This is a genomic window from Candidatus Competibacteraceae bacterium (genome assembly GCA_016699715.1).
Classification (GTDB): domain Bacteria; phylum Pseudomonadota; class Gammaproteobacteria; order Competibacterales; family Competibacteraceae; genus Competibacter.
Map to the genome: position 1 here is coordinate 2,711,237 of CP065007.1, position 23,165 is coordinate 2,734,401.

27 protein-coding genes are annotated in these 23,165 nt (G+C 64.0%); 14 read left to right on the top strand and 13 right to left on the bottom strand.

Annotated features, from left to right (window positions below; translation table 11 throughout):
• Positions 1–201: 201 nt before the first annotated feature.
• The 3 genes from IPM89_12150 (at position 202) to IPM89_12160 (ending at position 1,960) form a co-directional block, all read left to right on the top strand.
• Positions 202–642, top strand: coding sequence for an aminotransferase class I/II-fold pyridoxal phosphate-dependent enzyme (locus IPM89_12150; GenBank protein QQS53614.1), 441 nt, complete (start codon positions 202–204; stop codon positions 640–642).
• 110 nt (positions 643–752) lie between these two features.
• Positions 753–1,004, top strand: a complete 252-nt coding sequence (locus tag IPM89_12155) for a tyrosine-type recombinase/integrase (GenBank protein QQS53615.1) — start codon at positions 753–755, stop codon at positions 1,002–1,004.
• Between the two features lie 98 nt (positions 1,005–1,102).
• Positions 1,103–1,960, top strand: coding sequence for a hypothetical protein (locus IPM89_12160; protein QQS53616.1), 858 nt, complete (start codon positions 1,103–1,105; stop codon positions 1,958–1,960).
• A gap of 23 nt (positions 1,961–1,983) precedes the next feature.
• Here the strand turns inward: IPM89_12160 and IPM89_12165 are convergent, their stop codons facing one another.
• Both IPM89_12165 and IPM89_12170 read right to left on the bottom strand, forming a co-directional pair.
• A complete protein-coding gene (locus tag IPM89_12165) occupies positions 1,984–3,096 on the bottom strand; it encodes a class I SAM-dependent methyltransferase (GenBank protein QQS53617.1) in 1,113 nt (370 codons plus the stop codon).
• Positions 3,002–3,811 carry a DUF1295 domain-containing protein gene (locus tag IPM89_12170; protein QQS53618.1) on the bottom strand — a complete coding sequence of 270 codons (810 nt, stop codon included), beginning with the start codon at positions 3,809–3,811 and terminating at the stop codon, positions 3,002–3,004. Before IPM89_12170 ends, IPM89_12165 begins: the two co-directional genes overlap by 95 nt.
• Before the next feature lie 96 nt (positions 3,812–3,907).
• Between IPM89_12170 and IPM89_12175 the strand changes: the two genes are divergently transcribed.
• The gene (locus IPM89_12175; GenBank protein ID QQS53619.1) at positions 3,908–4,246 is read left to right on the top strand and encodes a DUF1475 family protein; all 339 of its coding nucleotides are present in this window, start codon (positions 3,908–3,910) and stop codon (positions 4,244–4,246) included.
• Here the strand turns inward: IPM89_12175 and IPM89_12180 are convergent.
• From IPM89_12180 to IPM89_12200, 5 genes are all read right to left on the bottom strand, one after another.
• Positions 4,158–4,721, bottom strand: a complete 564-nt coding sequence (locus IPM89_12180) for a DUF2878 domain-containing protein (protein QQS55905.1) — start codon at positions 4,719–4,721, stop codon at positions 4,158–4,160. The genes IPM89_12175 and IPM89_12180 overlap by 89 nt on opposite strands.
• Before the next feature lie 87 nt (positions 4,722–4,808).
• On the bottom strand, positions 4,809–6,095 hold the full coding sequence (locus IPM89_12185) for a class I SAM-dependent methyltransferase (protein QQS53620.1): 1,287 nt from the start codon (positions 6,093–6,095) through the stop codon (positions 4,809–4,811).
• On the bottom strand, positions 6,077–6,862 hold the full coding sequence (locus tag IPM89_12190; protein QQS53621.1) for a DUF1365 domain-containing protein: 786 nt from the start codon (positions 6,860–6,862) through the stop codon (positions 6,077–6,079). Before IPM89_12190 ends, IPM89_12185 begins: the two co-directional genes overlap by 19 nt.
• Positions 6,859–8,109 carry an FAD-dependent oxidoreductase gene (locus IPM89_12195; GenBank protein QQS53622.1) on the bottom strand — a complete coding sequence of 417 codons (1,251 nt, stop codon included), beginning with the start codon at positions 8,107–8,109 and terminating at the stop codon, positions 6,859–6,861. The genes IPM89_12190 and IPM89_12195 overlap by 4 nt, the downstream gene beginning before the upstream one ends.
• 14 nt (positions 8,110–8,123) lie before the next feature.
• Entirely contained in the window at positions 8,124–8,546 is a 423-nt protein-coding gene (locus IPM89_12200) for a nuclear transport factor 2 family protein (GenBank protein ID QQS53623.1), read from the bottom strand.
• A gap of 107 nt (positions 8,547–8,653) precedes the next feature.
• On the opposite strand from IPM89_12200, the gene IPM89_12205 reads away from it, so the two are divergent.
• Positions 8,654–8,872 (top strand): SDR family oxidoreductase, encoded by a 219-nt coding sequence (locus tag IPM89_12205; protein QQS53624.1) that lies wholly within the window; start codon positions 8,654–8,656, stop codon positions 8,870–8,872.
• A gap of 141 nt (positions 8,873–9,013) precedes the next feature.
• On the opposite strand, the gene IPM89_12210 is transcribed toward IPM89_12205, so the two are convergent.
• From IPM89_12210 to IPM89_12220, 3 genes are read right to left on the bottom strand one after another with little or no spacing between them, the layout of a single operon-like run.
• Positions 9,014–9,748, bottom strand: a complete 735-nt coding sequence (locus IPM89_12210; GenBank protein ID QQS53625.1) for an SDR family oxidoreductase — start codon at positions 9,746–9,748, stop codon at positions 9,014–9,016.
• Positions 9,749–9,762: 14 nt separating this feature from the next.
• Positions 9,763–10,290 (bottom strand): 6-carboxytetrahydropterin synthase, encoded by a 528-nt coding sequence (locus IPM89_12215; GenBank protein ID QQS53626.1) that lies wholly within the window; start codon positions 10,288–10,290, stop codon positions 9,763–9,765.
• Positions 10,287–11,372: a glycosyltransferase gene (locus tag IPM89_12220; GenBank protein QQS53627.1), complete on the bottom strand. Its 1,086-nt coding sequence runs from the start codon at positions 11,370–11,372 to the stop codon at positions 10,287–10,289. The genes IPM89_12215 and IPM89_12220 overlap by 4 nt, the downstream gene beginning before the upstream one ends.
• Positions 11,373–11,586: 214 nt before the next feature.
• Here IPM89_12220 and IPM89_12225 point away from each other — a divergent pair, with 214 nt between their 5' ends.
• The 6 genes from IPM89_12225 (at position 11,587) to IPM89_12250 (ending at position 15,444) form a co-directional block, all read left to right on the top strand.
• On the top strand, positions 11,587–12,294 hold the full coding sequence (locus tag IPM89_12225) for a DUF3047 domain-containing protein (GenBank protein QQS53628.1): 708 nt from the start codon (positions 11,587–11,589) through the stop codon (positions 12,292–12,294).
• Between the two features lie 302 nt (positions 12,295–12,596).
• A complete protein-coding gene (locus tag IPM89_12230) occupies positions 12,597–12,749 on the top strand; it encodes a hypothetical protein (protein ID QQS53629.1) in 153 nt (50 codons plus the stop codon).
• A gap of 717 nt (positions 12,750–13,466) precedes the next feature.
• Entirely contained in the window at positions 13,467–13,973 is a 507-nt protein-coding gene (locus IPM89_12235) for a hypothetical protein (protein QQS53630.1), read from the top strand.
• 106 nt (positions 13,974–14,079) lie between these two features.
• Positions 14,080–14,529, top strand: a complete 450-nt coding sequence (locus IPM89_12240) for a DUF1134 domain-containing protein (protein ID QQS53631.1) — start codon at positions 14,080–14,082, stop codon at positions 14,527–14,529.
• Between the two features lie 288 nt (positions 14,530–14,817).
• Entirely contained in the window at positions 14,818–15,015 is a 198-nt protein-coding gene (locus IPM89_12245) for a hypothetical protein (protein ID QQS53632.1), read from the top strand.
• A gap of 48 nt (positions 15,016–15,063) precedes the next feature.
• Positions 15,064–15,444, top strand: a complete 381-nt coding sequence (locus tag IPM89_12250) for a hypothetical protein (protein ID QQS53633.1) — start codon at positions 15,064–15,066, stop codon at positions 15,442–15,444.
• A gap of 530 nt (positions 15,445–15,974) precedes the next feature.
• Here the strand turns inward: IPM89_12250 and IPM89_12255 are convergent.
• The 3 genes from IPM89_12255 to IPM89_12265 all read right to left on the bottom strand — a co-directional run bounded on the left by IPM89_12255 (position 15,975) and on the right by IPM89_12265 (position 18,374).
• Positions 15,975–16,721, bottom strand: a complete 747-nt coding sequence (locus IPM89_12255; GenBank protein ID QQS53634.1) for a DUF3313 domain-containing protein — start codon at positions 16,719–16,721, stop codon at positions 15,975–15,977.
• 99 nt (positions 16,722–16,820) lie between these two features.
• A complete protein-coding gene (locus tag IPM89_12260; protein ID QQS53635.1) occupies positions 16,821–18,101 on the bottom strand; it encodes a glucan biosynthesis protein in 1,281 nt (426 codons plus the stop codon).
• 81 nt (positions 18,102–18,182) lie between these two features.
• Entirely contained in the window at positions 18,183–18,374 is a 192-nt protein-coding gene (locus IPM89_12265) for a hypothetical protein (GenBank protein ID QQS53636.1), read from the bottom strand.
• A 176-nt stretch (positions 18,375–18,550) separates the two neighbouring features.
• Here IPM89_12265 and mfd point away from each other — a divergent pair, with 176 nt between their 5' ends.
• The 3 genes from mfd (at position 18,551) to IPM89_12280 (ending at position 23,161) form a co-directional block, all read left to right on the top strand.
• Positions 18,551–22,012, top strand: coding sequence for a transcription-repair coupling factor (gene mfd, locus IPM89_12270; GenBank protein ID QQS55906.1), 3,462 nt, complete (start codon positions 18,551–18,553; stop codon positions 22,010–22,012).
• Between the two features lie 85 nt (positions 22,013–22,097).
• On the top strand, positions 22,098–22,739 hold the full coding sequence (locus IPM89_12275) for a cyclase family protein (protein QQS53637.1): 642 nt from the start codon (positions 22,098–22,100) through the stop codon (positions 22,737–22,739).
• Positions 22,736–23,161, top strand: coding sequence for an SEC-C domain-containing protein (locus tag IPM89_12280; protein ID QQS53638.1), 426 nt, complete (start codon positions 22,736–22,738; stop codon positions 23,159–23,161). Before IPM89_12275 ends, IPM89_12280 begins: the two co-directional genes overlap by 4 nt.
• Positions 23,162–23,165 lie beyond the last annotated feature (4 nt).

Consider the following 23,165-nt stretch of genomic DNA (forward strand, 5'->3'; position numbering starts at 1 on the left):
AGCACTGGACCCACGCCATGCCCAGCGCGGTGGCCACAAGCAGGAGGCCCATGGCGATATTAAACCGGCGCAACCGCGAACCCTGCCGCAGCCAGCATTGCAACGCCGCGCCGAGGATCGCCCAGCAGGCAATGCATCGACCTCCGATCAGCATGAAGCACAAGGGCTACCGCCAGTGTCGCCGTCGTCTGGTCGCCGGACATGGCCGCCAATCCGCGGGTCGGGTTCATCGCCGGCGAACGGGAACTGGCGCGGGCGCTGACCGACCGCAAGCTGCTGGCGGCGCTGACCACCCCGGAACTGGGCGAGCGGGTCATGCATCAGGTGTTGGCGGAGGGACATTACCGCAAGCATGTCGAACGCTTGCGCAGACGGTTGGCGACGCGGCGCGAGCCGGTGCTGAGCCAGTTGGAGCAGTTGGGTTTGCAGGTCTTCACCGATTCGCGGGGTGGCTATGTTCGTCTGGCTGGATACGGGCCGCGACAGTCACGCCCTGGCCGCCCGCGCCTACGAGCAACGGTGGTTGCTGGCACCGGGCAGCCTGTTCTCGCCCGGTCAACTACCGTCGTCGTGGCTACGTTTCAACTTGGCGTCCTCCAGCCATCCGGATCTGTTGCGTTTCCTGGAACGGGCGCTGGCTGAGTGAGTCCTTGTCCGGGTGGATGACCGCGACCCGCCGCCGCCACAAACCCGGCAAATTTCGGCAAGATGTTCGTTCGGCTTCCGGCTGAAGGAGCAGCCCATGGGCGCGTTTGTGTTCGCCAGAATACCGGGGGAAAGCCGGCATCGATAAGAAGATTTCACCGAACAAATTGCGCCATACTTACGCCACCCATCTCCTCAACGCCGACGCGAAATTGCTGGATATCCAAACGCTGCCGGGGTACTCAACGATCAATACCATCCCGATTGACACCCACGTCGGGCAGGAGCGGATGGAGCAGGTGGTGGCGCGGTTGCGAGGGTCGTCAGAGTGCATGGCCAAAGGGGCATCGCCGCAGTGAACTCGCCTCTATCCGCGACCGATCTTGAAAAAGGCCGGCATCGGTATGAGGCACTTTAATCTCAACGCCTCATTTTGAAGACGATGGGGGATGAAACCATGGCTGATGTTCGCAAGAAAGCCGAAAACTTTCTCAAGCAGGTTCCAAAGAGCGATGTGACCTCAAACGGCAGCACGGCGGCACTGTTCACCAAGCTTACGGGCTCGTCGCATGAAACGCTTCAGGCTACTTGGAAAATTGAGGATGTCGCGAAGAAAAAACGCCGCGACGCGGGCAACAATAATATGGCCGGACTGCCCACCACCACGACGTGCAACGCATTTGTCGGTCAACTCGGTGTCGCGATCGGCTCGCCGATCTTCCTCGGGCAGTTCGACATCGAGCAGAAGCTAAAAAAAGCCGGCCTTGGGGAGGCGTGGATTCCGGCCAAGAGTGGCAAGCGGCCCGGCTATGGCGATGTGTTCAGACCCGTCCGGTTCCACATGGGCGTTTCGCTCGATTTCAGCGGTGACCTGTGGAACACGGTGGAATCCGGGCAGGGCGGACCGGGACAGGACTTTACGAAAGGCTTCGATATCGTCAGAAGAAAACAGCAGCCGTGGGACCCTGCGTCTCTTCAGGGTTGGGTTGACATCGAAATCCTGATGAAGCTCGCGACGAAGATCCCCCAATGGATGATCGGCTGGTGGTGTTTCGAGATCAATGCGACCCAGCAGTTGGTCTGGCTGCCCGAACGGGGCAGCGCGCAGTCCTTCGACTCGCCACCGCCGAATACCAAGCAACCGCCGGTGCGCGAAGGCAAGAAGGGGGAAATCACTCTCGACGCCGATTCCGAGGGAGCAACGATCGTCTGGTCGGGCGGCACGATCCCCGATACGCTGCGGCATCTGCCAAGGGTTGACTATATGCTCGGCAATCGCGGCGGCGCACAGATTCAGGCTTACAAGCTGAAGTAGGGGTTGCACTATCAGGACGCGCCTCAGGCCGGTTTGCCGAAGCGGTAGTGCGATACGCCCCATTCCTCGCCGCGGCGATAGCCGAACAACTCGGCGCAGGCCATGAAAAACACCCGCCAGCGCTGGAACCAGCGCTCCGCCTGGTCGGCGCCGTAGGTCTCCCGGAACAGGCGCATGATCTCGTCCCGCCGCCGGTCCTGATTAAGCAGCCAGGCTTCCAGGGTGCGCTGGTAATGGCGGCCGTTGAAATGCCATTGTTCTTCCAGTTTCAGATCGTCCTGAAAGGACGGTAACAGATCGCGCGAGGGCATCAGGCCGCCGGTGAAGAAATAGCGCCCCATCCAATGGTCGGCGCCCTCGGATTCGAACGGATAGGCCAGGTGCCGGTGGCTGAAAACATGCACGAACAGCTTGCCGCCCGGTTTCAGCCAAGCGTGAATCCGCGCCATCAGCTCCTGGTAATTGCGCATGTGCTCGAACATCTCCACCGACACCACCCGGTCGAAACGACGGTCGGTGTAGAAGTCGTTCATGTCGGTGGTCACGACCTGAACGTTGTCGAAACCGCGTTCCCGGCAGCGGGCCTCGATGAACTCCCGCTGCGAGTGGGAGTTGGACACCGCCACGATCCGCGAGTCGGGATAGAACTCCGCCATCCACAGCGTCAGCGAACCCCAGCCACAGCCCAGCTCCAGAATGTCCTGGTCGAAACCCAATTCGGCGCGCTCGCCGCTTAAAGCCAGCATCGCCGCCTCGGCGGTTTCCAGATCCCGCACCTCCTCCGGCCACCAGCAGGCACTGTATTTCAGCCGTGGCCCCAGCACCCGTTGGAAAAAGCCGGCCGGCAGTTCGTAATGCTGCTGGTTGGCCGCCGCCGCGTGCAGGGCGATGGGACTGTCGCGCAGTTCCAGGATCAGCCGCGCCAGTTTTACGGCGCGGGCTCGCGGGTCGGGGCCGTCTCCGGTGCGCAGCCGTTCGGCCAGCAGTCGGCGGATGCCGGTCCGGGTCAGCCAGTCGGGGACATAGCCCCGTTCCATCAGATCAATCGCGATGTCGAGCATCAAGCTTCTCCTGCTTGGGAAACCAGGGAATGAAGGCGCTGGTGTCGCGCTGGTAGGCGCGGTAATCGTCGCCACGACTGGCCAGCGCCTGTTGTTCGGTGTAGGGGATGCCGGTGACCTTGAGCAGGGTGTACAGCATCAGTGCCGGCCCCAACAGGGTCAGCCACCACTCCGGCGCGCCCCAGACCAGCAGCGGATAGCTCCACCAGTGCAGCCACTCGAAGAAGTAGTTGGGGTGGCGGGAGTAGCGCCACAGCCCGGCCCGGCAGGTTCGACCCCGATGGGTGGGGTCGGCGCGCCAAGCCGCCAGTTGCCGGTCGGCCAAGGTTTCGCCGCCCACCGCCAGCAGCCAAATCGCCACGGCGGCGACGATCGCGGGCACGGGCGGCGGTTCGGGCGCCAGCGCCACCACCAGAAACGGCACGGCGAATACGGCGGTCAGCAGCGCCTGAGCCTGGAAGAAGGCGAAGAATTTGAGTTGGGTGCGCTCGCGCCAATGGGCCCGCAGACGCTGGTAGCGGCCGTCTTCCGGCTTGCCGATTACCCGGTTGAGCAGGATATGGCCGGCCAGCCGGAACGACCAGCCACCGGCCATGACTGCCGCCAGCAGCCGACATAACGGGTCGCCGTCGGCCAGCAGGGCGTAACCGACCGCCAGCACGCCGAGACCGGCGGCCCAGGCGACATCCACCACCCCGGCGTCCCGAGTCCACCACTGCACCGCCCAAGCCAGCAGCATCAGCAGCGCCGCCAGCGCCCAGCCGGCCAGGAAAAAGGCAAGACCGTTCATGGCGCGCGGCTCCCGTCGGGCGGCGAACAAACGCACTTCCCGCCGCCGGTGTGGTCTTGTTGAACAATCGCCCGTCGCAATGTCCCTGGAGCCATCATGCTGCGTATCACCGTCGTCGTCTGCGGAATTCTGCTTGGCCTGTTGGTGGCCGCCATTCTGATCGCCAGCGGCCACGGCAACGTACTGGCGGGCCTGCGCCACGTCATCGCCGATCCGTGGGGGGTAGTGACGCTGCTGGATCTGGGGGTCGGGTTGCTGTTCGTCGCGGTCTGGCTGGCGCTGATGGAACCCAGTCCGTGGCGGGCGGCGGCCTGGATCGTCGCGCTGTTGCTGCTCGGCAACGTGGTCACGCTGGTTTATCTGCTCTCGCGGACCTGCCGGGCGCGGCAGTTGCGCGATCTGTTTCTACCATCCCGTTCCAGCGATTGGCGATAACCAGCAATAGCGGCATGGCCAGAGTCCACACCCCCGCGACCGCGACCAGGCTGGCCAGCGGATTGGCGAAGGAAACGCCGCCCAGTTTTGCCCCCCCTTGGTAGGCCAGCGGCCCGGCGACCGCGCCCAGCAGCGAAGCCAGTCCCAGCCGCGGTTTCAGCCAGCGCAACGAGACGTTGAGAGTGGTGGCGAACAGCATCCACATCGCCACGATCCAGTAGGGCGCCAGATGCGAATGGATCTGCCCGGAGGGGAAAGTCAGCAAACCGAGCCCGGTCAGCAGCGAGTCGGCAACGAAGCCCAGCACGCCGCTCAACACGATCGGCACCGCTTCCACCGCCGGCCGCGCCGCCCGCCCCAAATGCAGGGCGACGATGGCGGCGGTCGCCAGCACGCCCAGCCAGGGCCAGCCGTAAGCCCCGCCCAGCACGCAGGCGAACCAGCCGCTTTGAAAGGCGATGACGTTCAGCAGCATGGCGCCGGTTTCCTGTTGCTTATTTTTCATGAGAGCGGCGTTCTCCCTTCTCCTTTTGGGAGAGCGATCGGGGGTGAGAGTGGCGGATCAAACCAGCGCCGGCGTCAGCGGTTCGCGCCGACACAGCGGCTTGGTCAGCAGCAGTTGCAGGGTGCCGATGGCGCGTTCGCGGAAACCGCCCTCGCAGTAGCACAGGTAGTACTCCCACATGCGGACAAACGTCTCCGGAAAACCCAGCGCCAGCGCCCGGTCGCGGTTGGCCAGGAACCGTTCCCGCCAGTGACGCAGGGTGGTGGCGTAGTGGAGGCCGATATCTTCCAGATGGAAGACGCGCAGGTCGGTGGCCCGGGTCAGAATCTCGGCGATGGCGGTCAGCGACGGTAAAAAACCGCCGGGAAAGATGTAGTGGCGGATGAAATCCACCTCGTTGCGGTACTGCCGATATTTCTGATCGGCGATGGTGATGGCCTGCAACAGCATCATGCCGCGCGGCTTGAGCAGTCGGGCGCACGCCTGGAAATAGGTATCCAGGTGACGCTCGCCGACCGCCTCGATCATTTCGATCGAGACCAGCTTGTCGTACTCGCCGCGCAGGTCGCGGTAATCCTGGCACAGCACCGTCACCCGCTCCTCCAGCCCCGCTTCCCGCACCCGCTCGCGGGTCAATTGATACTGTTCCCGGGAGATGGTGGTGGTCGTGACCCGGCAACCGTAATGCCGGGCGGCGTGCAGGGCGAAGCCGCCCCAACCGGCGCCGATCTCCAGCAGGTGGTCGTCCGGCGCGAGTTCCAGCTTGCGGCAGATGCGGTCGTTCTTGGCGATGGATGCTTCCCGCAAGCCGGTTTCGGGCGTCGGGAAGATCGCGGCCGAGTACATCAGCGTATCGTCGAGAAACAGCCGGTAAAACTCGTTGCCGAGGTCGTAGTGGGCGGCGATGTTGGCGCGGCTGCCGTGGCGGGTGTTGTCGCGGCGGGCCTGGAGCAGCCGGAACAGCGGCATCATCAGTCGGGTCAGGCCCTGTTCCAGCCCCAACAGGGCGTCCTGGTTCAGGACGAAAATCCGCACCAGCGCCGGCAGGTCGTCGCAGGACCATTCGCCGTGCATGTAGCCCTCGCCGACGCCGACGCTGCCGCGCAGGGCCAGCCGCCGGTAGGCGTTGGGATCGTGGATGGCGACGATGGCCCGCAGCGGGCCATCGTCGCTGGCGCGGCCGAATTCGCGGGCGCCGTCGGCGTCCACGATCGTGACGCAGCCGTGCGTCAGTTTTTCCAGTCGCTGGAACACCGCGCCGCGCAGCCAGCGCTCGCTCGAACGCGGCCGGACCTGTGGCGGAGACAGTTCCAGAGGGGACGACATCACCGATTCGTGGTGCATGACTCGCTCTCCATGGGTTTGCCGGATGTCGGTGGGTGGGGAAAGATCGGAATGCGTTTCCACAGCAGCCGCAGCGCTTCCCAGTGGATGGCGGCGGCCACTTTCAGGGTCATCAGCGGGAAACGGGCCAGCACGCCGGCCATGTGGCGGCCGTCGAGCGGGCGGCGGCGCAGGCTGAGGGTAGCGTCGAGCTGGCGGGACTGGCCCTTGAGCACATCGAGATGGACCGCCAGGTGCGGCCCCGGCGGGGTGGAGTGCCAGCCGTAGCGCAGATCCATGGGCAGGAACGGCGAGACGTGCATCGCCTTATGGAATTCGGCCCGCTGGTTGCCGCCGCTCTGCCCGGCCACGTCGAGCACGTAAGCGGTGCGCTCGCCCCAGGGTGTATTGGTCACCTCGGCGACCAGCATGTCCAATGCCTCGCCATCGGGCGCGAAGCAGTAGTAGATGCTGATCGGGTTGATGCAGTAGCCGAAATAGCGCAGGTGGGTCAGCAGCCGGATCGGACCTTGCGGCCGGCGGCCGGTTTGCCGTTCCGCCAGATCGCGCACGCAGGTCTCCAGCGGGACGGCGGGGTCGCCGAAATGATCCCGGCGGCGGAACCAGGCCAGCGCCGGCCGGCGGGTTGACCACAGCCAGCGGCCCCGAAACGCCGCATTCATTTCCGCCAGATCGAGATAAACCATATACAGCTTGTAGCGGAACTGGTGCGGGCGCGGGAAAAAGCGCCGGTGGCGGACATGACCGACGTAGAGGCAACTGTTCATGCCGCCAGCCGCCGTTCCAGCAGGCCACGCGCCACCGCCAGCCCGCTGTTCACTCCGTCCTCGTGGAAGCCGTGGCTCCAGTAGGCGCCGCAATACCAGGTGCGGTTGACACCGCTGATCTCGTCGCGACGGGCCTGGGCCTTGACCCCGGCCTCGGTGAACACCGGGTGGTGGTAGGTGGCGCGGTAGAGCACGCGCGCCGGGTCGATGGCCTCGCCGTGGTTGAGCGTGACGCAGAAAGTCTCTGGAGCGTCCAGGCTTTGTAGAAGATTCATGTTGTAGGTAACCGCCACCCGATCTTGGGGTTGCGCCGGCAAGTGATAGTTCCAGGCCGCCCAGGCCCGCCGTCGGCGCGGCAACAGGCGGGGGTCGGTGTGCAGCACCGCCTCGTTTTCCTGATAGGGAATCGCGCTCAGGATCTCCCGTTCCAGGCGCGTCGGATCGGCCAGCAGCCGCAGCGCCTGATCGCTGTGCGCGGCGATGATCACCTGATCGAAGCGCTCCACCGGGCCGCCTCGCGGCTTGACCTGTACGTGCGTCGGGTGGCGGCGCACCCACTCCACCGGGCACTTCAGCCGGATGCGGTCCCGGAACGGCGCGGTCAGGCGCTCGACGTAGCGGCGCGAGCCGCCCTGGATCACCCGCCACTGGGGCCGGTCGCTGACGCTCAACAGCCCGTGATTCTTGAAGAATTGCACGAAGAACCGCGCCGGCATCGCGCCCATGACGCCCGCTTCCGCCGACCAGATCGCCGCCGCCATCGGCAGGATGTAGTGCTCGCGAAATTCCCGGCTGTAGTTGCCCTGCCGCAGGCAGGCGTCCAGGCTGAGGTCATGGCCAGCCTCCAGCAGGGCCGGGGCTTCCCGGTTGAAGCGCAGGATGTCGCGGATCATCCGGTGAAACGAGGGCCGAAACAGGTTGCGGCGCTGGGCGAACAGGGTGTTCAGGTTCTCGCCGTTGTACTCCAGCCCGGTGCGCTCGCAGCGCATGCTGAAGCTCATCGGCGCCGGCCGCGAGGCCACGTCCAATTGATTCAGCAGGTCGATGAAGTGGGGATAGGTCCAGTCGTTGAAGACGATGAAGCCGGTATCGACCGCGTAATGCCGGTCTCGGGCCTGAACCTCCACGGTGTGGGTGTGACCGCCGATATAGTCGTTGGCTTCGAAGATCGTGAGCGGGTGTTCGCGGTGCAGTTGCCAGGCGGCGGTCAGACCGCTGATGCCGGTGCCGATGATGGCGGTTTTCATGATGCTTCTCCCTCTTACAGACGGTTTTTGATGGCGCGGACGATACCGCCCAACACCGGCACCCGTTCGTAGATGAATTCGCCCATATCGAAGTAGTCGCGGTGGTAACTGACCCGGCCGTCGTCGAGAAACCGCAGATGGCTCACCCCGCGCAGTTCCAGCATCTCGCCGGAGCGGAAGCGGGCGTGCTGGAATCGCATCAGCCATACCAGCATGCCCTGTTGGCCCTCGATCACTTCGGCATCGAATTCGAACTGACAGGACAGCACCCCCTCGTACAACCGGCCGTAGTAATCCCGCAGCGCCGGCAATCCCTCCAGTACGTGCACCGGGTCGCGGAATTGCACGTCCGGGGTGTAGATCTGCTCCAGCAGGTGCAGACGGTCCTTATTCAACTGCTTGAATAAGGTCTTGAAGTGATCCAGCGGTCTCGACACGGGACGGGCCTCCGAGGCACGAAAAGCTTGTCTAAATTATTTAGACAATATTTGTACATTATTGCTAATATTTGTACAAGCCCTATTCAAACTCTTCGGGGGCAGCGGTGCCGGTGTCGTCGGTGGTGACGCGGATCGGAGTGGCCAATCATGAGGCCATCGCCGCCGCCAAGGCGGGGGTGGAAGGGCTGCTGCGTTCGGCGGCGGCGACTTATGCGTCCGCGCGCATCCGGGTCAACGCCGTGGCGCCGGGCATCATGGATACGCCGGCGGTGGCGTGGATCATCGGCGGCGACGCCAGCCGCGCCGAGGCGGCCCGGCGGTAGCCATTGCCCGGCATCGGCAACCCGGCCGATCTGGCGCGGCTGATGGATGGGCTGTTGTCCGACCGGGCCGGCTGGATCACCGGTCAGGCGTGGGCGATGGATGAGGGATTTTCCAGCATCCGGCCGCTGCTAAAGTAGGCATTACAGGTTGCTGTTGATCACCAGCATCGCGCCGGTCATACAACCGGATTCACTCGGATCGCACAGGAAAGCGATCACCTTGGCCACATCGGCGGGACCGGTGTGGGTACGCAGATGCGGCGCGGCCCGGCGCAGCATGGTGGTATCCACCGCGCCCGGCGCCACGCCGTTGACCCGGATATTGCGCGCCCGGCCTTCCGCCGCCAGCGCTTCGGTCAGACCGGTCAGGGCGAACTTGCTGACGGTGTAGGCGGCGTAGCCGGGAAACTTCTCGGTACCCGATACTCCACCCAGCGAAGACACATTGACGATGGCGCCGCCCTGCTCGCTCATCAGCCGAAACGCCTGCCGCGCGCACAGTGCCGCGCCGCGCAGGTTGACCGCCATCACCTGATCCCAGTCCGCCATCGCCATCTCGGCGAAGGGACCACTCAGCAGGACGGCGGCGTTATTGACCAGAATGTCCAGCCGGCCGAACGCGGCGGCGATGCCGGCGAACGCGGCATCCACCTCGGCCTCGTCGGCGACATCCAGCTTGATGGCGGAAGCGCTCAGACCGGTGGTTTGAATCTCGGCCACCGTGGCGTTCAGTTCCGGCTCGGTGCGGCTGGCGACGATGACGTGAGCCCCCCGGCTCGCCAGCGCTTGCGCCGTCGCCGCGCCGATCCCGCGCCCGCCGCCGGTGATGAAGGCCACCTGGTTGCGCAGGGACAATGAAGTAGTTGCAATGCTCATGACAGTCTCCCGCTTCAGCAACCGAACCGGATCGCGTAAGTGGCCCCCTGGCCGCGCGATTCGTCGATCCGCAGGCCAGCGGCGACGACCCGTTCCCGCCAGGGCACCGAACGGTCGCGGGTCAGCTCGACCCAGAAGCACTCGAACAGCGCCCGGGCCAGGTTCTCGGCGGTCACGTTGTCCATATCCAGCACCGCCACCTCGTCGGCGGGCAGCACGTAGCGCTTGCCGCACAGCCGGCAGGCATACTCGCCTTCGGCGGCGGGCAAGGGCTCCAGCCAGGGATTGTCGCCGGCGATCAGCACCTTTTCGTCCCACTGGTCGCAAACGGTTCGCAGTGCTTTTTTGAAGACTTCGTAGCTGAGCATCCGCGCCAGCACCGGGGGATCTTTCAGTTCAACCGTCAGTTCCACCTGATAATTGTGACCGTGCAGACCTTCCTTGCGGCCGTCCGGGAACACGGTCATGTGCGCCGCGGAAAATTTGAGGTTGTCCTTGCGGATATGGATCGTCCAGCTCCGCTGTCCATCCTGTCCGATCATGCTGTTGCTCCGGTTGGGTCGATCGGGGCCGCCGTCAGGGCGCGCAACCAGTCCGCCAGTGCCGCGCCGTAATGCGCCAGGGTATAATGGCTTTCCACCAGCGCCCGGCACGCGGCCCGGTCCAGGCGCTCGACCCGCTCCACCGCCGCGCACAGCCCATCCAGATCGTCCGGTGGCGCCAGCCAGCCGGTTTCCCCATCGCGGACGTATTCCTGAATGCCGCCGCGCCGGTACGCGATGACCGGCGTGCCGCAGGCCAGCGCTTCGATGCCGACGATGCCGAACGCTTCCAGCCATTTCGGCGTCATCAGCAGCGCCCGGAAATCGCACACCGTCTCGGCCAGGGCCGGCATGTTCAGGAATCCGCCGTAGTGGACGGGAGCGCCGGGGTAACGGCGATTCAAGTCTTCCCAGTATGCCGGTTCTTGCATGACGCCGAACACCGTGACCGCTTGGCCGGCGCGAACGGCGAAGGCGAATACATCGTCCAGCCCCTTTTCCGGCGCGATGCGTCCCAGCCAGCACAGTGCGCGGCTGGGGCGGGCGTTGTAGCGGTAGCGGGCCAGATCCAGGCCTGGTGGGATCAGCCGGCCCGAATCCCCCAGGCCGAAACTGGCGACTTGCGCCGCGCTCAGCCAGGCGAGCCGTTCCGGCCACCGGCGGACGATGCGGTGGATTTCCCGGTTCAGCGAGCGGTTCAAGGAGCCCATGCTGACCAATGTGCCTAGCGGGCAGGGCAACAGGCCGCTCACGAACAGGGGCAACCAGTCGTAGGAAAAGTTCAGGATGACATCGTCCGGGCGAAGTCGTGCCCCCAGTTCGCGCAGCGCGGCGGCCAGAAATCCATCGGCGTCGATGATTGGTGGGTCGTCGTAGTCTCGCCCCACGGCGGTCGGCGCCAACCGGCCGGGCAGGGTACGCAGCTTCGGCACGTCGGCCACGGAACCGGCCGGCGCGATCACCCACGCATCGTGACCAAGGTCATTCAGTTGGCGGGCGGCGGTGACGATCATGTGTTCCACGCCGCCACCCAAGCCGGAACCCAGCGGCGCGACCGCCGTCGAGAGCAAATGGACGCGCACGCTTTCTCCCGTTCGTTGCAGTCTGTTTTACCAGTGTAGCCGGTGGCGATGTCCGGCGGCTCGCGCTTCCGATGGGTTGGGGCGAAGGCCGGAGAGGCCGGTGAACGAGCGATCGAGCGGGCAGTCTGTGTGGATAACAGGTATCAGCGAGAGTGGATTGAAGTGTGGACAAGCAAATCCGGTCTGGCCGGATGGCTGGTGCTGGCGCCGGCTGATGCCCTTTCGGCGCTGCGGATGGACTGGACCGGTTGTTCGAGCCGGCGGAGGAGGAAGAGTGAGATTTAAGATCGTGCTGGGCGCGGCGCTGCTGGCGGTGGTCATCGGGGCGGGCGCGGCGGATGAGGCGCGGGTGGTCGGCCGTTTTTCCACCGATGACCTAAGCGGTTGGCAAACCAAATCCTTCCAGGGCGAAACCCGCTACACCTTTGACGGGAAGAGCGGCCAGCGCGCGCTGTTCGCCGACAGCCGGGGCGGGGCTTCGGGGTTGTACCGGGAAATCCGGGTGGACTTGAAACGCACGCCCTTTTTAAATTGGTCGTGGCGAGTGGATCGGGTACTGGAAGGGGTGGACGAGCGTGGCAAGGCCGGCGACGATTATCCGGCGCGAGTGTATGTGGTGGTATCCGGCGGCTTGGCGTTCTGGAAGACTCGCTCGCTGGTGTATGTCTGGGCCAGCGGCCAGCCAATGGGCGCGACCTGGAACAATGCCTATACCAGCAACGCCCGGGTGATGGCCTTGCGTTCGGGCATGCGGGACGCCGGCCGCTGGGTTAGCGAGAAGCGCGATATCCGCGCCGATTTCCAGCAACTGTTCGGCGAGGAGATCGACGCCATCGATGCCGTGGCGCTGATGACCGACACCGATAACAGCGGTCAAAGCGCCACGGCCTGGTACGGGGATATTGTCTTCACGGCGCGGTAGGTCGGGTCAGATCAAGCGATTGAGGAGAAATCTGACGCCGAGGGTTACGCAAGACTCTCGGAAGTTCGTCGTTCATTTGGTCCAGACCATTCTGGCAATGCTCCGCTCCCTACGGTGCGATGATATGCCAGTGGGATGATCGACCATGCCGAGAGTCGCAAAACTGTTCCTGTAGTGAAGCGAACCAAGGTCACTTATTATGCTTTCCAGACCCGCCCACTCGAAAACCGGAGTTCCGCGCCATGAGTACTCCCACTTCTATTGAACATCGTCCCAAAGAGCCTCGCGATTTGAGGAATGGCATGACCCGAGTCCCGCGAGCGGCACAAGCCCGATTGCTCCTGCATGATCAGGAAGCCGACCCACCATTCATGGACGCGCTGCGTGAGGTGTTGCCGGACGAGGCTGACCGCCTGGCATATCTGAACCATTTGGCTTGGCAGGCGCGGACCTGACTCCGAGCCACCGCATTCGACGATCCCTTGGACCCATGCGTCAGCCGATCGTGGTTTTCACCCTTTGGCATTGACCGTGTCACCACCGCCGGCGAAAGCGCCGGCCCCAGAACCGCGATCGGGACCTCGGCGGCGAATGGCGAATCCAGAAGACGCTTTCTTTATCCGACGGTTCGCACGGCGTCAGGAGCTGTGCTGGACGGTCGATCAGTACTGGTCGCTCAAGGCAGTCATCGAGCGCTTGCGGGACGAACAGCGGAGGCCATCGGACCTCCGCTGGTTGTGGCGAGGATGCTGGCCTTAGCCGATCTGCACCGTCAACCGCTCGTAGTGATCGACCTTGGTCTGGGTACGCGGGTACTTCTTGTGCGCAAAGCATATAAAATTTTACTTATTGAATTTAATGAAATAAATTTCATAAGAAGAACTGATGATCGCCCGGCATGCCCGGACGCGGGTCGCGGCGGATTCGCCGCGCTAACCCGCCGCGGATTGGGATCGGAAAATCGTTTGTGAGCCAAAATTTTGGCTGTGAAATCCCCGCTGTGGGACCACGGCACCTATGATTGTCTACTGGGTGTACCGGAACGACACTCGCCGGAGGAGTGGGAGCAGTCGCCACGGTCAATGGAATCCTCTTGCTCTTGACGGCGGCAACGGAACTCTGCCACCGATTCGAAAGATGACTCTAGACTTACAACCGAGGAGAGAATGAAAATGAAGCTCTTTCGTATTTGCAGTACGGCGTTGGTGTTGTTGCTGGGCACCGTCATCGCTTACGCCCAAGGATTTCAGAATGAAAGTTTTACGCCGGGCGCCGGCAAACCGGAATTGCAGTACCACATACTCGTGCCGGAAGGCATCACCATCACCAACAAGCAAGGCGAGGTGTTCAAGGCAGGTCAAATCATCATGGTGCCCGGCGCCAACGTTACAATCCTGGAGTCGGCTTACGTCAAGGAGCACATGCAGGACCCTGCATTTCAATCCAGTTTTGTCAACGAGAAACAGTTTGTCGGCATGCCCGAGGAAAAGGTACAGGATTACGCGATCGTCTCGGTGAAAGTGCGCGAAGGCGTCACCATCGAGGGTTTTGGCAAGACCATCGAAGGTCCCTCGTCGGTGACGCTGATCGCCAAAAAGGCGGAAATGGAAGCCATGCCCGATAGCACCCCCGCTGAATCGTGGGACACCATGGGCGGATTGGGTGGTTGGAACAAGTAATCATTTGCCAACCGCGAGTTTTGATGTCGCAACCGCCCAGTCGGGCGAGCACGTAGTGCTTCGATCCGACTGGGATTACTCTGGAAATCCAGAAAGGAAAAATCTGATGATGAATATTCGCAAAATAACCGGCCCCGTCCTGCTGGCCACCACGCTGTTGATGGGTAGTCTGGCATTGGCGGCGGATGCCAAGAAGCCGTCCGGAACGGTCGCGATCGACGAGACCCAGTTCGCCTTCATTCTGGGCGGCAGTGTCGGTGGCGGTCAGTTGATGTTCGAAGACCAGAAATATCCGTTTAAGGTCGGTGGCCTGACGGTGGGCGCCAATGTGGGTGTGTCGAAGATGAGCGCCGCCGGCGAAGTTTACGATTTGACGGATATCTCCAAATTCCCGGGGACTTACACCAAGCTGGACGCCAGCATCGCGCTGGGCGGTGGCGTGGGCGGCTTGCGACTCAAGAACGAGAACGGGGTGATCATGCGGCTGGAGTCGCGAACCCAGGGTTTGCAGTTGAACGTGGGATCGGCCAGCGGCATCAAGGTCACGATGGAATAGGCAGTCCACCGCCGGACAGAGGTTGCCTCGCCGCCAGCATGGAGCGGCGACCCCTGTTTGGCACCGCCGCTGATGACCGAAGGCGGCATGATGTTCGCCACGAGCGACCACGGTACGATGAAAGTATTGCGCTGACCGCGCGTCGAGCCGCTCTCGAAGGAAAACGACCGTGGCGTTTCGTCTTCTGTAGTCCATTTTTTCCGGCGGCGGCCAGCCCGGAAAATTCGACAAGGACTTGATGCCGAGAGGCATCGAACGGGTAGTGGACGGCACCGATCGCCCGAAAGTTTGCGGGAGATCCTGAGTTTCAGCGACGCCACCCGCAACTCTCTCAAACACGCGCCCGTCCCCCTGCCGGCGGAACTAGTCGCCGCTACCCTGAGCGAGCCGGAAACATACCTGAAGCTGGAGCCGGTCTCGTTCACCCTGGACCACAGCAACACCAAAGTCCCCGCCGACGCGCCGTCCGGTAGCGGTATTTGTTGAATTTTTTCCAACCCAGTCAAATGGCGCCGTTTTTCAGGCGGATTTTCCATGAGTGATCAAGCCAAGCAAACCACCGATCTCTCGGCCGCGATCAAATCGCTGCGCGCCTATCTATTGGAAAAGGGCAACCGCTTCGAGCGCGGTCCCGCCTACGAGGGCCCAGGCAAAACCCCTTCCAGCGTCACCGAGACAGTACGGCAGTATGAAGGGAGGGGTTACACTCAGTACATGCAGGTCGATCATCCGCCGGTCTGCGCGATGCTGGCGCGCGGCCATCGGGAGGTGCACATCTTCCAGCCGCAAGATCCCAAGATCCGGGAATGGTTGGAGGATGACAAGGTCGCGCTGAACGATCCGACCGTGCGCGCGTACCTGCCGCAGGGCGCTCATCTGAGCGAAGGTGAGCTGCCGGCCGCCCGCAAGCCGTAAGTCTTCCGCATCACCGAGGTGGATGTGTGTTCATCATCACCAGTGGCGACAACTGAACGCGGGTGATGGGCTCTTGATGAGGGTTAGGCCACGCGGAGCCCATGTATCATGTATATAGCGCTCCCAGACCGGTCGTGGAATCTCCCCCTGTATGTTTGAAGTGGGGTAGAGTTTTCCAGAACGTGGTAGTGCGTTTCCCCTTGGCTAAGGAGGGGTGGCGCGCAGCGCCGGGGTGCTTCGAAGCGGTGACTCCACAAGTCAGACAGGAACGCCATGGCAACCCTCTTTGAGTGCTGGAAGCATGGACCGCCGAGATCAACCCCCCTGCCGCTGGCGCGGCGCCCCCTTTAAAAAAGGGAGGTTGGGAGGATTTCCGCTCTTGAGTCGACCACCACTCATTGAGGAGAACCACAAGCATTTTCGCACTGCCCAACGCCTCGATTGCCGGTCCCGAGCCGGCGCGAGTGGCCTCTCGCCACGCAACCGCCGGCTGAGGGCCACGGCGGTATCGGCGGCGAGCTTGTCTGCTTTCAGTGGGCCGGCGCCGTCCGCCCGTGTGCCTGGTCGAGCCGCTGGCGCAACCGGCCGGCCCAGGCATCGAACGCGGCCTCGGCGTAAGCCCAGGTGCTGTAGGCCTTGGTGTAGGACGAGACGCCTTTTTCCACCGCCGAACCCACGCCCTGACTCAGGTCAACATCGTATTTCTTGCCGATTTCCCGGTCCACATAGGCCGCCAGCGCCTGATTGCTCCGGCTGTCGAGGAATTCAGCCTCAATAGCGGTTTGACCAAGATAGGGCGTGCTGCCCGTACCACCGCCCGACGCCAGATCCGCCACCGTGGCGTAGGGTACCACCAGAGCCACCACGCTCATTTCCGGCTTGGTGGGAATCAGGTCGGTGATGGCTATTCGCACCCGCAGCACGTCGGGGCCGGGTTGAGTCACGACCGGATAAGTCGGCTCCAGCGCCTTGACGATGGCCTGCTGGAAGTAATCGGTCAGCGCTTTCAACTGGGTGGGGTCGATGCCCTTGTAGTCGGCATCGTCCTTGAGCCAAATCTGGATGCGATCCAGCATGATCTTGTCGTATTTCTTCCAATCCACATCAGCCTTGAGGTAAATCCGGGCGCCTGGATCCTCGGTGTCGGGCTCCAGTTTGGAATAATCGCTGAGAAAGCCGGTGGGTGTGGACTCGTTGTCGCTGGCGGGGGTACTGGCGCAACCGGCGCTCAGGGCGCCACACAGCACGACGACGGAAAACAGGGGAAAATGGCGCATGGATTTCGCTCGGGTTGTTATTGAAGGGGCCACCGCAAGCAGTTTGGCTTGCGGCAGGCATGGAACGTAGCCGACGCGGACCCCGGACGGGGCCCATGCTCAGCGATGAGCGGTGAGAGTGTAGGAAAACGCGATCCCTTCCTCAACCGAGGCCGGCGGGTCCACGTCCTGGTTGAAGCGCACGAACGCCGCGATGTTGTCGGCGCCTTCGTAAGCGGTGTACGACTGCCACAGTCCCACGGTGTAGGGTAGGCTGCTTTGGATATCCGAGACCAGCAGCGATGTCCGATTGGCGTAATCGACCGACTCGTAGCGGCGATAGTGGCCGGCGTTCCGGTCCGACTGGAGCAGGGCGAAATCGGTCGCCGCGCCGAAATCGGCCGCCAGCGGCGGCTCGGCCGGGCTGACTGGAATGGCGAGCGCCCGCCGCCGTTGCGTTCCGTCCGCATACCAGGCGACGAACAGATCGGCGTCGTGGGCTTCATCGGCCGGGTCTTCCGGCGTGGCGTTCTCGTCCTTCCAGAACATCGAACTCAAGCCCAGTGGCCCCAGGCTCGGCTCGCTGGCCACCCGCAGCGGCAGGCGCGGAAAAATCCTCATGGTGACCCGCAGGCTGCTGGCAGCGCCCGGTTGCAGCGTGGCCACGAACGCCGTCGTGAAGGCTTCGCATTCCGCCAAGCCCAGCAGCCGGAATGCATGGTCGTTGATTTTCATCAAATACAGCTTGCGGAGTTTGACGAAATCCTCGACCGGCTCGCCCACGTTGCGCACCCCGAGCCGAAACGAGGTGCCGAACTCCAGCGGCGAGAAGCCGGTCAGCCGGCCGTAACCGTTGCCGCCCAAATGGAACACCTGCGGCCAGCGCTGCGCACCATGCTGGCGAACACCGATATCGACGGCGCTCAGATAGCGGGCGGCGGCGGGGACAAGTTCCGGTAGCGCCGGTTGAATATCGGGATGGCGATAGTTGAAGTCCGCCAGGCGGTAGGCGACCGGCGCCCAGCCCATCGCTTCGGACTGGCGCAGCCACAAGTCCAGCAGGTCTTTCTCGAAGTTGCCGCGCGGGCTGGCCCGCAGCCACCAGACGCCGTCATCGTAAAAGGGCTTCCCCGTCAGCTCGCCGTATTCGACGAAATCGAGCCCGAGCGGATCGCCGCCCTCGGGGGGATCGAATTCCACCAGGGGCACCGGGATTTGCGGGTCCCAGGGCAGTTGGGAACGCTCGAAGGCCTCCCGCGCCAGCGCCGCGAAGGTGCCAGCGGCGGCGGCGTCCATGCAAAGCGCCAGCAGCAACAGCAGGCCTGGGATGAAGGAACGCGGGTAGGCAGCGGCCCGCCGGGACATGTTGGCGAATCGAAGGTATTCCAATGCGATGATCATGGCGGTCCGGCGCTCCTGAAGGTGAATCCCTGTCACTATCAAGACAGCAGTGCCCTGAATCCTGACTGAATATCCAAAAAATTACCGCAACCCGACTTCGTGCTCCAGCGTTTCCACCAACGCCAGGCATTTCGGTTTGAGATCGGGATCGATGTCTTGCCGTTCGATGCGCTCGAACGCCGTGACCAGTGTATCCTGGATTTCCGGCGGCGGGATCTGCCTGGCGCTGGGAAACAGAATGTGGGTTTCTTCATGGATGTGCTGGTGTTGCATCGCGGCATATTCGTTGACGACAGCGATGATCGCTGCCCGTGCCGCGCCTCACGGCGCCGGCCTGGTCGCTGGTATGTCGATACATTGTGCCGAATTTTCATTTCGCCGCCATCCGCCTGGCGCGGGCGTGGGTGCTAAAATCCGTTCCCCACCCATCATCCCCGTTGCCTGAATCCATGTCGGCCACCGTGCAAGCGCCCAAAACCTCTTCACCGTTGCAGCCCGTGTTGCCGCCCGACAACCGCCGGCCTCTGGGTTGGGGGCGGTTGCACGGCGCCAGCCCCGCCCTGCTGATCGCCGCCACCGCTGCCCGCTATCGCGGGCTGGTGCTAGCCATCGCTCCGGACAGCCAAAGCGCGCTGCGGCTGGAAACGGAGCTGCGGGTATTCGGCGGCGCGGATCTGGACATCCTGGCGTTTCCCGATTGGGAAACGCTGCCCTACGACCTGTTTTCGCCGCATCAGGACATCGTGTCGCAGCGACTGGCAACGCTGTACCGGCTGCCGCAACGGCGGCGTGGCGTGCTGGTGGTGCCGGTGGCGACGCTGATGCAGCGCTTGGCCCCGCGTGGCTATCTGGACGGCTATGCCCTGTTGCTCAAGGTCGGCGAGCGCCTGGATCTGGAGCCGTTCCGCCAGCGGCTGGAGGCGGCCGGCTACCTCTGCGTGTCGCAGGTGGTCGAGCACGGCGAGTTCGCGGTGCGTGGTTCGATTCTCGATCTGTTTCCGATGGGCGGCGAGCGGCCCTACCGAATCGAACTGTTCGACGACGAGGTGGAAAGCATTCGCGATTTCGACCCGGACACCCAACTGTCGGTGGCCAAGGCCGAGTACATCGAGCTGCTGCCGGCGCGGGAGTTTCCCTTGGACAAGGAGAGCATGACCCGCTTCCGTCAGGCCTATCGCCGTCAGTTCGAAGGCGACCCGCAACGCGGCGTGATCTATCGCGAGGTGAGCGACGGCCACGCGCCCGGCGGGATCGAGTATTACCTGCCGCTGTTTTTCGAGCAGACCGCCACGCTGTTCGATTATCTGCCGGAAAATACCCTGGCGATCCGGCTGGAGGGAGCGGACCAGGCGCTGGCGGCGTTCCAGGAGCAGCTCATGGAGCGCTACGAACAGCGTCGCCACGATGCGGAACGACCGCTGTTGCCGCCACCGTTGCTGTTCCTGGACGCGGCCCAGGTGGAAAGCGCGCTGGCGCGCCGCTTGCGGATCGAGTTGCGGGAGGCGGAAGACGCCGAGATCAACTACCCCACCGAACCGCCGCCGGCCCTGCCGTTCGAGCCACGCGCCCCGCAACCCGGCGCCGCGCTGCACGCCTTCCTGACGGCATTTCCGGGGCGGGTGCTGGTGGCCGCCGAATCCGCTGGCCGGCGCGAGGCGCTGCTGGATACGCTGCGTGGCCATGGCCTGCAACCGGCGCTGTGCGAGGGATGGACGGAATTCCTGGCGCGGGAGGATCTGCGGCTGGCGCTGGCGGTGGCGCCGCTGGAGCAGGGGCTGCTGCTGACCGAGCCGCCGCTGGCGGTCATCGCCGAACCGCAGTTGTACGGCGAGCGGGTGCGCCAGCAGCGTCGGCGCGGTCCAAGCCGCGACCCCGACACCATCATTCGCAATCTCACCGACCTCAATCTCGGCGCGCCCGTCGTCCACGAGGAGCACGGCATCGGCCGCTACGCCGGACTGGAGCGGCTGGAGGTGGCCGGTATCGACGGCGAGTTCGTGGTGGTGGAGTACGCCGGTGATGACCGCCTGTACGTGCCGGTGGCGTCCCTGCACCTGCTCAGCCGCTACACCGGGGCCGCCCCGGAAAGCGCGCCACTGCACCGGCTGGGCAGCGGCCAGTGGGAAAAAGTCCGGCGCAAGGCCACCGAACAGGTCAACGACGCGGCGGCGGAACTGCTGGACCTGTACGCCCGCCGCGAGGCCCGGCCCGGCCATGCCTTCGCCCTGCCCGAGGCCGATTACGCCGTCTTCGCCGCTACCTTCCCGTTCGAGGAAACCCCCGACCAGCAGCTCGCCATCGAGGCGGTGATCGCCGATCTGCGCTCGGGCCGGCCCATGGATCGAGTGGTGTGCGGCGATGTCGGTTTCGGCAAGACCGAGGTGGCGATGCGCGCCGCCTTCGTGGCGGTGCAGGACGGCCGACAGGTGGCGGTGCTGGCCCCGACCACCCTGCTGGCCCAACAGCACTATCAGAATTTTCTCGACCGCTTCGCCGACTGGCCGGTGCGGGTCGAACTGCTGTCCCGCTTCCGCTCGACCCAGCAACAGACCGAGACGCTGAAGGCGCTGGCCGACGGCGGAGCGGACATTCTGATCGGCACTCACAAGCTGTTGCAGGGCAGCGTAAAATTCAAACAGTTGGGGCTGGTCGTCATCGACGAGGAGCACCGCTTCGGAGTGCGGCAGAAGGAGCGGCTGAAGGCGCTGCGGGCCGAGGTGGACGTGCTGACCCTGACCGCCACGCCGATTCCCCGCACTCTGAACATGGCGATGGCCGGCTTGCGCGAATTGTCGATCATCGCCACCCCGCCGGCCGGGCGGCTGGCGGTCAAGACCTTCGTCGGCGAGTGGAACAAGGCGACCATCCAGGAAGCCTGCCAGCGCGAACTGAAGCGCGGCGGGCAGATTTATTTCCTGCACAACGAGGTGGAGACCATCCAGCGCATGGCCGCGCAGGTGGCGGAACTGGCGCCGACCGCCCGCATCGCGGTCGCCCACGGTCAGATGCGCGAACGGGAACTGGAACAGGTGATGCTGGATTTCTATCATCGCCGCTGCAACCTGCTGATCTGCACCACCATCATCGAATCGGGCATCGACGTGCCCAGCGCCAACACCATCGTCATCAATCGCGCCGACAAGCTGGGTTTGGCGCAGTTGCACCAGTTGCGCGGGCGGGTGGGGCGTTCGCACCATCGCGCCTACGCTTACCTCATCGTTCCGCCCCGGAAGGCGATGACCACGGACGCGGTCAAACGGATCGAAGCGATCGAGTCGCTGGAGGATCTGGGCGCGGGCTTTCTGCTGGCCAGTCACGACCTGGAAATTCGCGGCGCCGGCGAACTGCTGGGCGAGGCGCAAAGCGGCCAGATTCACGAGGTCGGTTTCACCCTGTACATGGACCTGCTGGAGCGGGCGATACAGGCGCTCAAGGCCGGACGGGCGCCGGATCTGGATCGGCCGCTGGATCACGGTCCCGAGATCGATCTGCAAAGCCCGGCGCTGATCCCGGACGACTATCTGCCCGATGTCCACAGCCGCCTGATTCTGTACAAGCGCATCGCCAGCGCCCGCGACGGGGAGGAATTGCGCGAGTTGCAGGTCGAGATGATCGACCGCTTCGGGCTGCTGCCGGCACCGGTCAAAACCCTGTTTCGGGTGACCGGGCTGAAGCTGCGGGCCACCCCGGTGGGGGTGAAGAAAATCGAGGCGGGACCGAAAGGCGGGCGGATCGTGTTTGGGCCGGAGCCGAAGGTGGACTCGGCCAAACTGGTGCGGCTGATTCAATCGCAGTCCCAGGTTTACAAGCTGGATGGCAAGGACAGGCTACGCTTCATTAAGGACTTGCCCGACGCGGAGGCGCGAGCAACGACGGTGGAGCGGTTGTTGGAAGAGATCGGCACGGGATAAGCCTCGCCAAGCCAGCGATTCCAAGCGGCTGCTTCCACCTCGCTCGCCCCCGAACGATTATTGTCGAATCCCCAAGGGAGTCACCGTGACCGACTACCTCGATATTTCGCTAACGATTTCCCCGGACTTGCCGCATTGGCCCGGCAGCCCGGCGATTGAATTGAGCCGCCGCCGCGACATGGATCGGGGCGATCCGGTCAACGACAGTACCCTGGTCTGTGGCGTTCATACCGGCACCCATGTCGATGCGCCCCTGCATTTTCTGGCCGACGGCGCGGATGTCACCCATCTGTCGCTGGAGGCGCTGATCGGTCCGGCGGTCGTGGCCGAACTGCCCGACGTGGAGGTTATCGCCGCTCGCGACCTGGAAGCCCTGAAGCTGCCCGCCGATACTCGACGCCTGCTGCTGCGCACCCGCAATTCCGCGATCTGGCAACGGGGAGACCGTGAGTTTCGCACCGACTTCGTAGCCCTGACCGTCGATGCCGCCCAGTGGGTGGTGGCGCGAGGTATCCGCTTGATCGGGGTCGATTACCTGTCGGTACAGATTTTCGGCGGCGATCCGAAAACCCACATCGCCCTGCTGCAAGCCGGGGTCGTGATCGTCGAAGGTTTGAACCTGGCGCAGGTCGCGCCGGGAAACCATGAGTTGATTTGCCTGCCGCTCAAGCTGGCCGGCGCCGAAGGCGCACCCGCGCGGGCGGTGCTCAGGAAATTGCCGGGATGAACGCCGATAGCGCCTGTCCCTGCGGTTCGGGCAAAACCTACGTTGCCTGCTGCGGCCCGTACCTCGATCACGGACAACGACCGGCCACGGCCGAGACGCTGATGCGCTCCCGTTATTCGGGCTACGTCCTCGCGCGGGAAGGTTATCTGCGTCGTAGCTGGCACGAATCCACCCGACCCGAAACGCTCGACCTGAGCGGCAAGGCGGGGACCGTCAATTGGCTGGGTTTGAAGATCGTCCGCGTGGAAGCCGGCGGTTCCGACGACACGCGGGGCGTGGTCGAGTTCGTGGCGCGTTACAAGGTCGGCGGCAAGGCGCATCGGCTGCACGAGACCAGCCGGTTCGTGCGGGAAGAGGGGCAGTGGTTTTACCTGGATGGGACACCACACGCTAGAGAATGCTCCAACCTTCGTCGCGGTTAACCCA

Coding starts and splice junctions, on each gene's coding strand:
- IPM89_12170 (QQS53618.1), bottom strand. CDS start 3,811: ATGAACGGTCTTGCCTTTTTCCTGGCCGGCTGGGCGCTGGCGGCGCTG.
- IPM89_12225 (QQS53628.1), top strand. CDS start 11,587: ATGCCCTTTCGGCGCTGCGGATGGACTGGACCGGTTGTTCGAGCCGGC.
- IPM89_12185 (QQS53620.1), bottom strand. CDS start 6,095: ATGCACCACGAATCGGTGATGTCGTCCCCTCTGGAACTGTCTCCGCCA.
- mfd (QQS55906.1), top strand. CDS start 18,551: ATGTCGGCCACCGTGCAAGCGCCCAAAACCTCTTCACCGTTGCAGCCC.
- IPM89_12230 (QQS53629.1), top strand. CDS start 12,597: ATGACCCGAGTCCCGCGAGCGGCACAAGCCCGATTGCTCCTGCATGAT.
- IPM89_12235 (QQS53630.1), top strand. CDS start 13,467: ATGAAGCTCTTTCGTATTTGCAGTACGGCGTTGGTGTTGTTGCTGGGC.
- IPM89_12180 (QQS55905.1), bottom strand. CDS start 4,721: ATGCTGCTGAACGTCATCGCCTTTCAAAGCGGCTGGTTCGCCTGCGTG.
- IPM89_12195 (QQS53622.1), bottom strand. CDS start 8,109: ATGAAAACCGCCATCATCGGCACCGGCATCAGCGGTCTGACCGCCGCC.
- IPM89_12190 (QQS53621.1), bottom strand. CDS start 6,862: ATGAACAGTTGCCTCTACGTCGGTCATGTCCGCCACCGGCGCTTTTTC.
- IPM89_12160 (QQS53616.1), top strand. CDS start 1,103: ATGGCTGATGTTCGCAAGAAAGCCGAAAACTTTCTCAAGCAGGTTCCA.
- IPM89_12260 (QQS53635.1), bottom strand. CDS start 18,101: ATGATCATCGCATTGGAATACCTTCGATTCGCCAACATGTCCCGGCGG.
- IPM89_12175 (QQS53619.1), top strand. CDS start 3,908: ATGCTGCGTATCACCGTCGTCGTCTGCGGAATTCTGCTTGGCCTGTTG.
- IPM89_12150 (QQS53614.1), top strand. CDS start 202: ATGGCCGCCAATCCGCGGGTCGGGTTCATCGCCGGCGAACGGGAACTG.
- IPM89_12215 (QQS53626.1), bottom strand. CDS start 10,290: ATGATCGGACAGGATGGACAGCGGAGCTGGACGATCCATATCCGCAAG.
- IPM89_12265 (QQS53636.1), bottom strand. CDS start 18,374: ATGCAACACCAGCACATCCATGAAGAAACCCACATTCTGTTTCCCAGC.
- IPM89_12240 (QQS53631.1), top strand. CDS start 14,080: ATGATGAATATTCGCAAAATAACCGGCCCCGTCCTGCTGGCCACCACG.
- IPM89_12255 (QQS53634.1), bottom strand. CDS start 16,721: ATGCGCCATTTTCCCCTGTTTTCCGTCGTCGTGCTGTGTGGCGCCCTG.
- IPM89_12250 (QQS53633.1), top strand. CDS start 15,064: ATGAGTGATCAAGCCAAGCAAACCACCGATCTCTCGGCCGCGATCAAA.
- IPM89_12280 (QQS53638.1), top strand. CDS start 22,736: ATGAACGCCGATAGCGCCTGTCCCTGCGGTTCGGGCAAAACCTACGTT.
- IPM89_12210 (QQS53625.1), bottom strand. CDS start 9,748: ATGAGCATTGCAACTACTTCATTGTCCCTGCGCAACCAGGTGGCCTTC.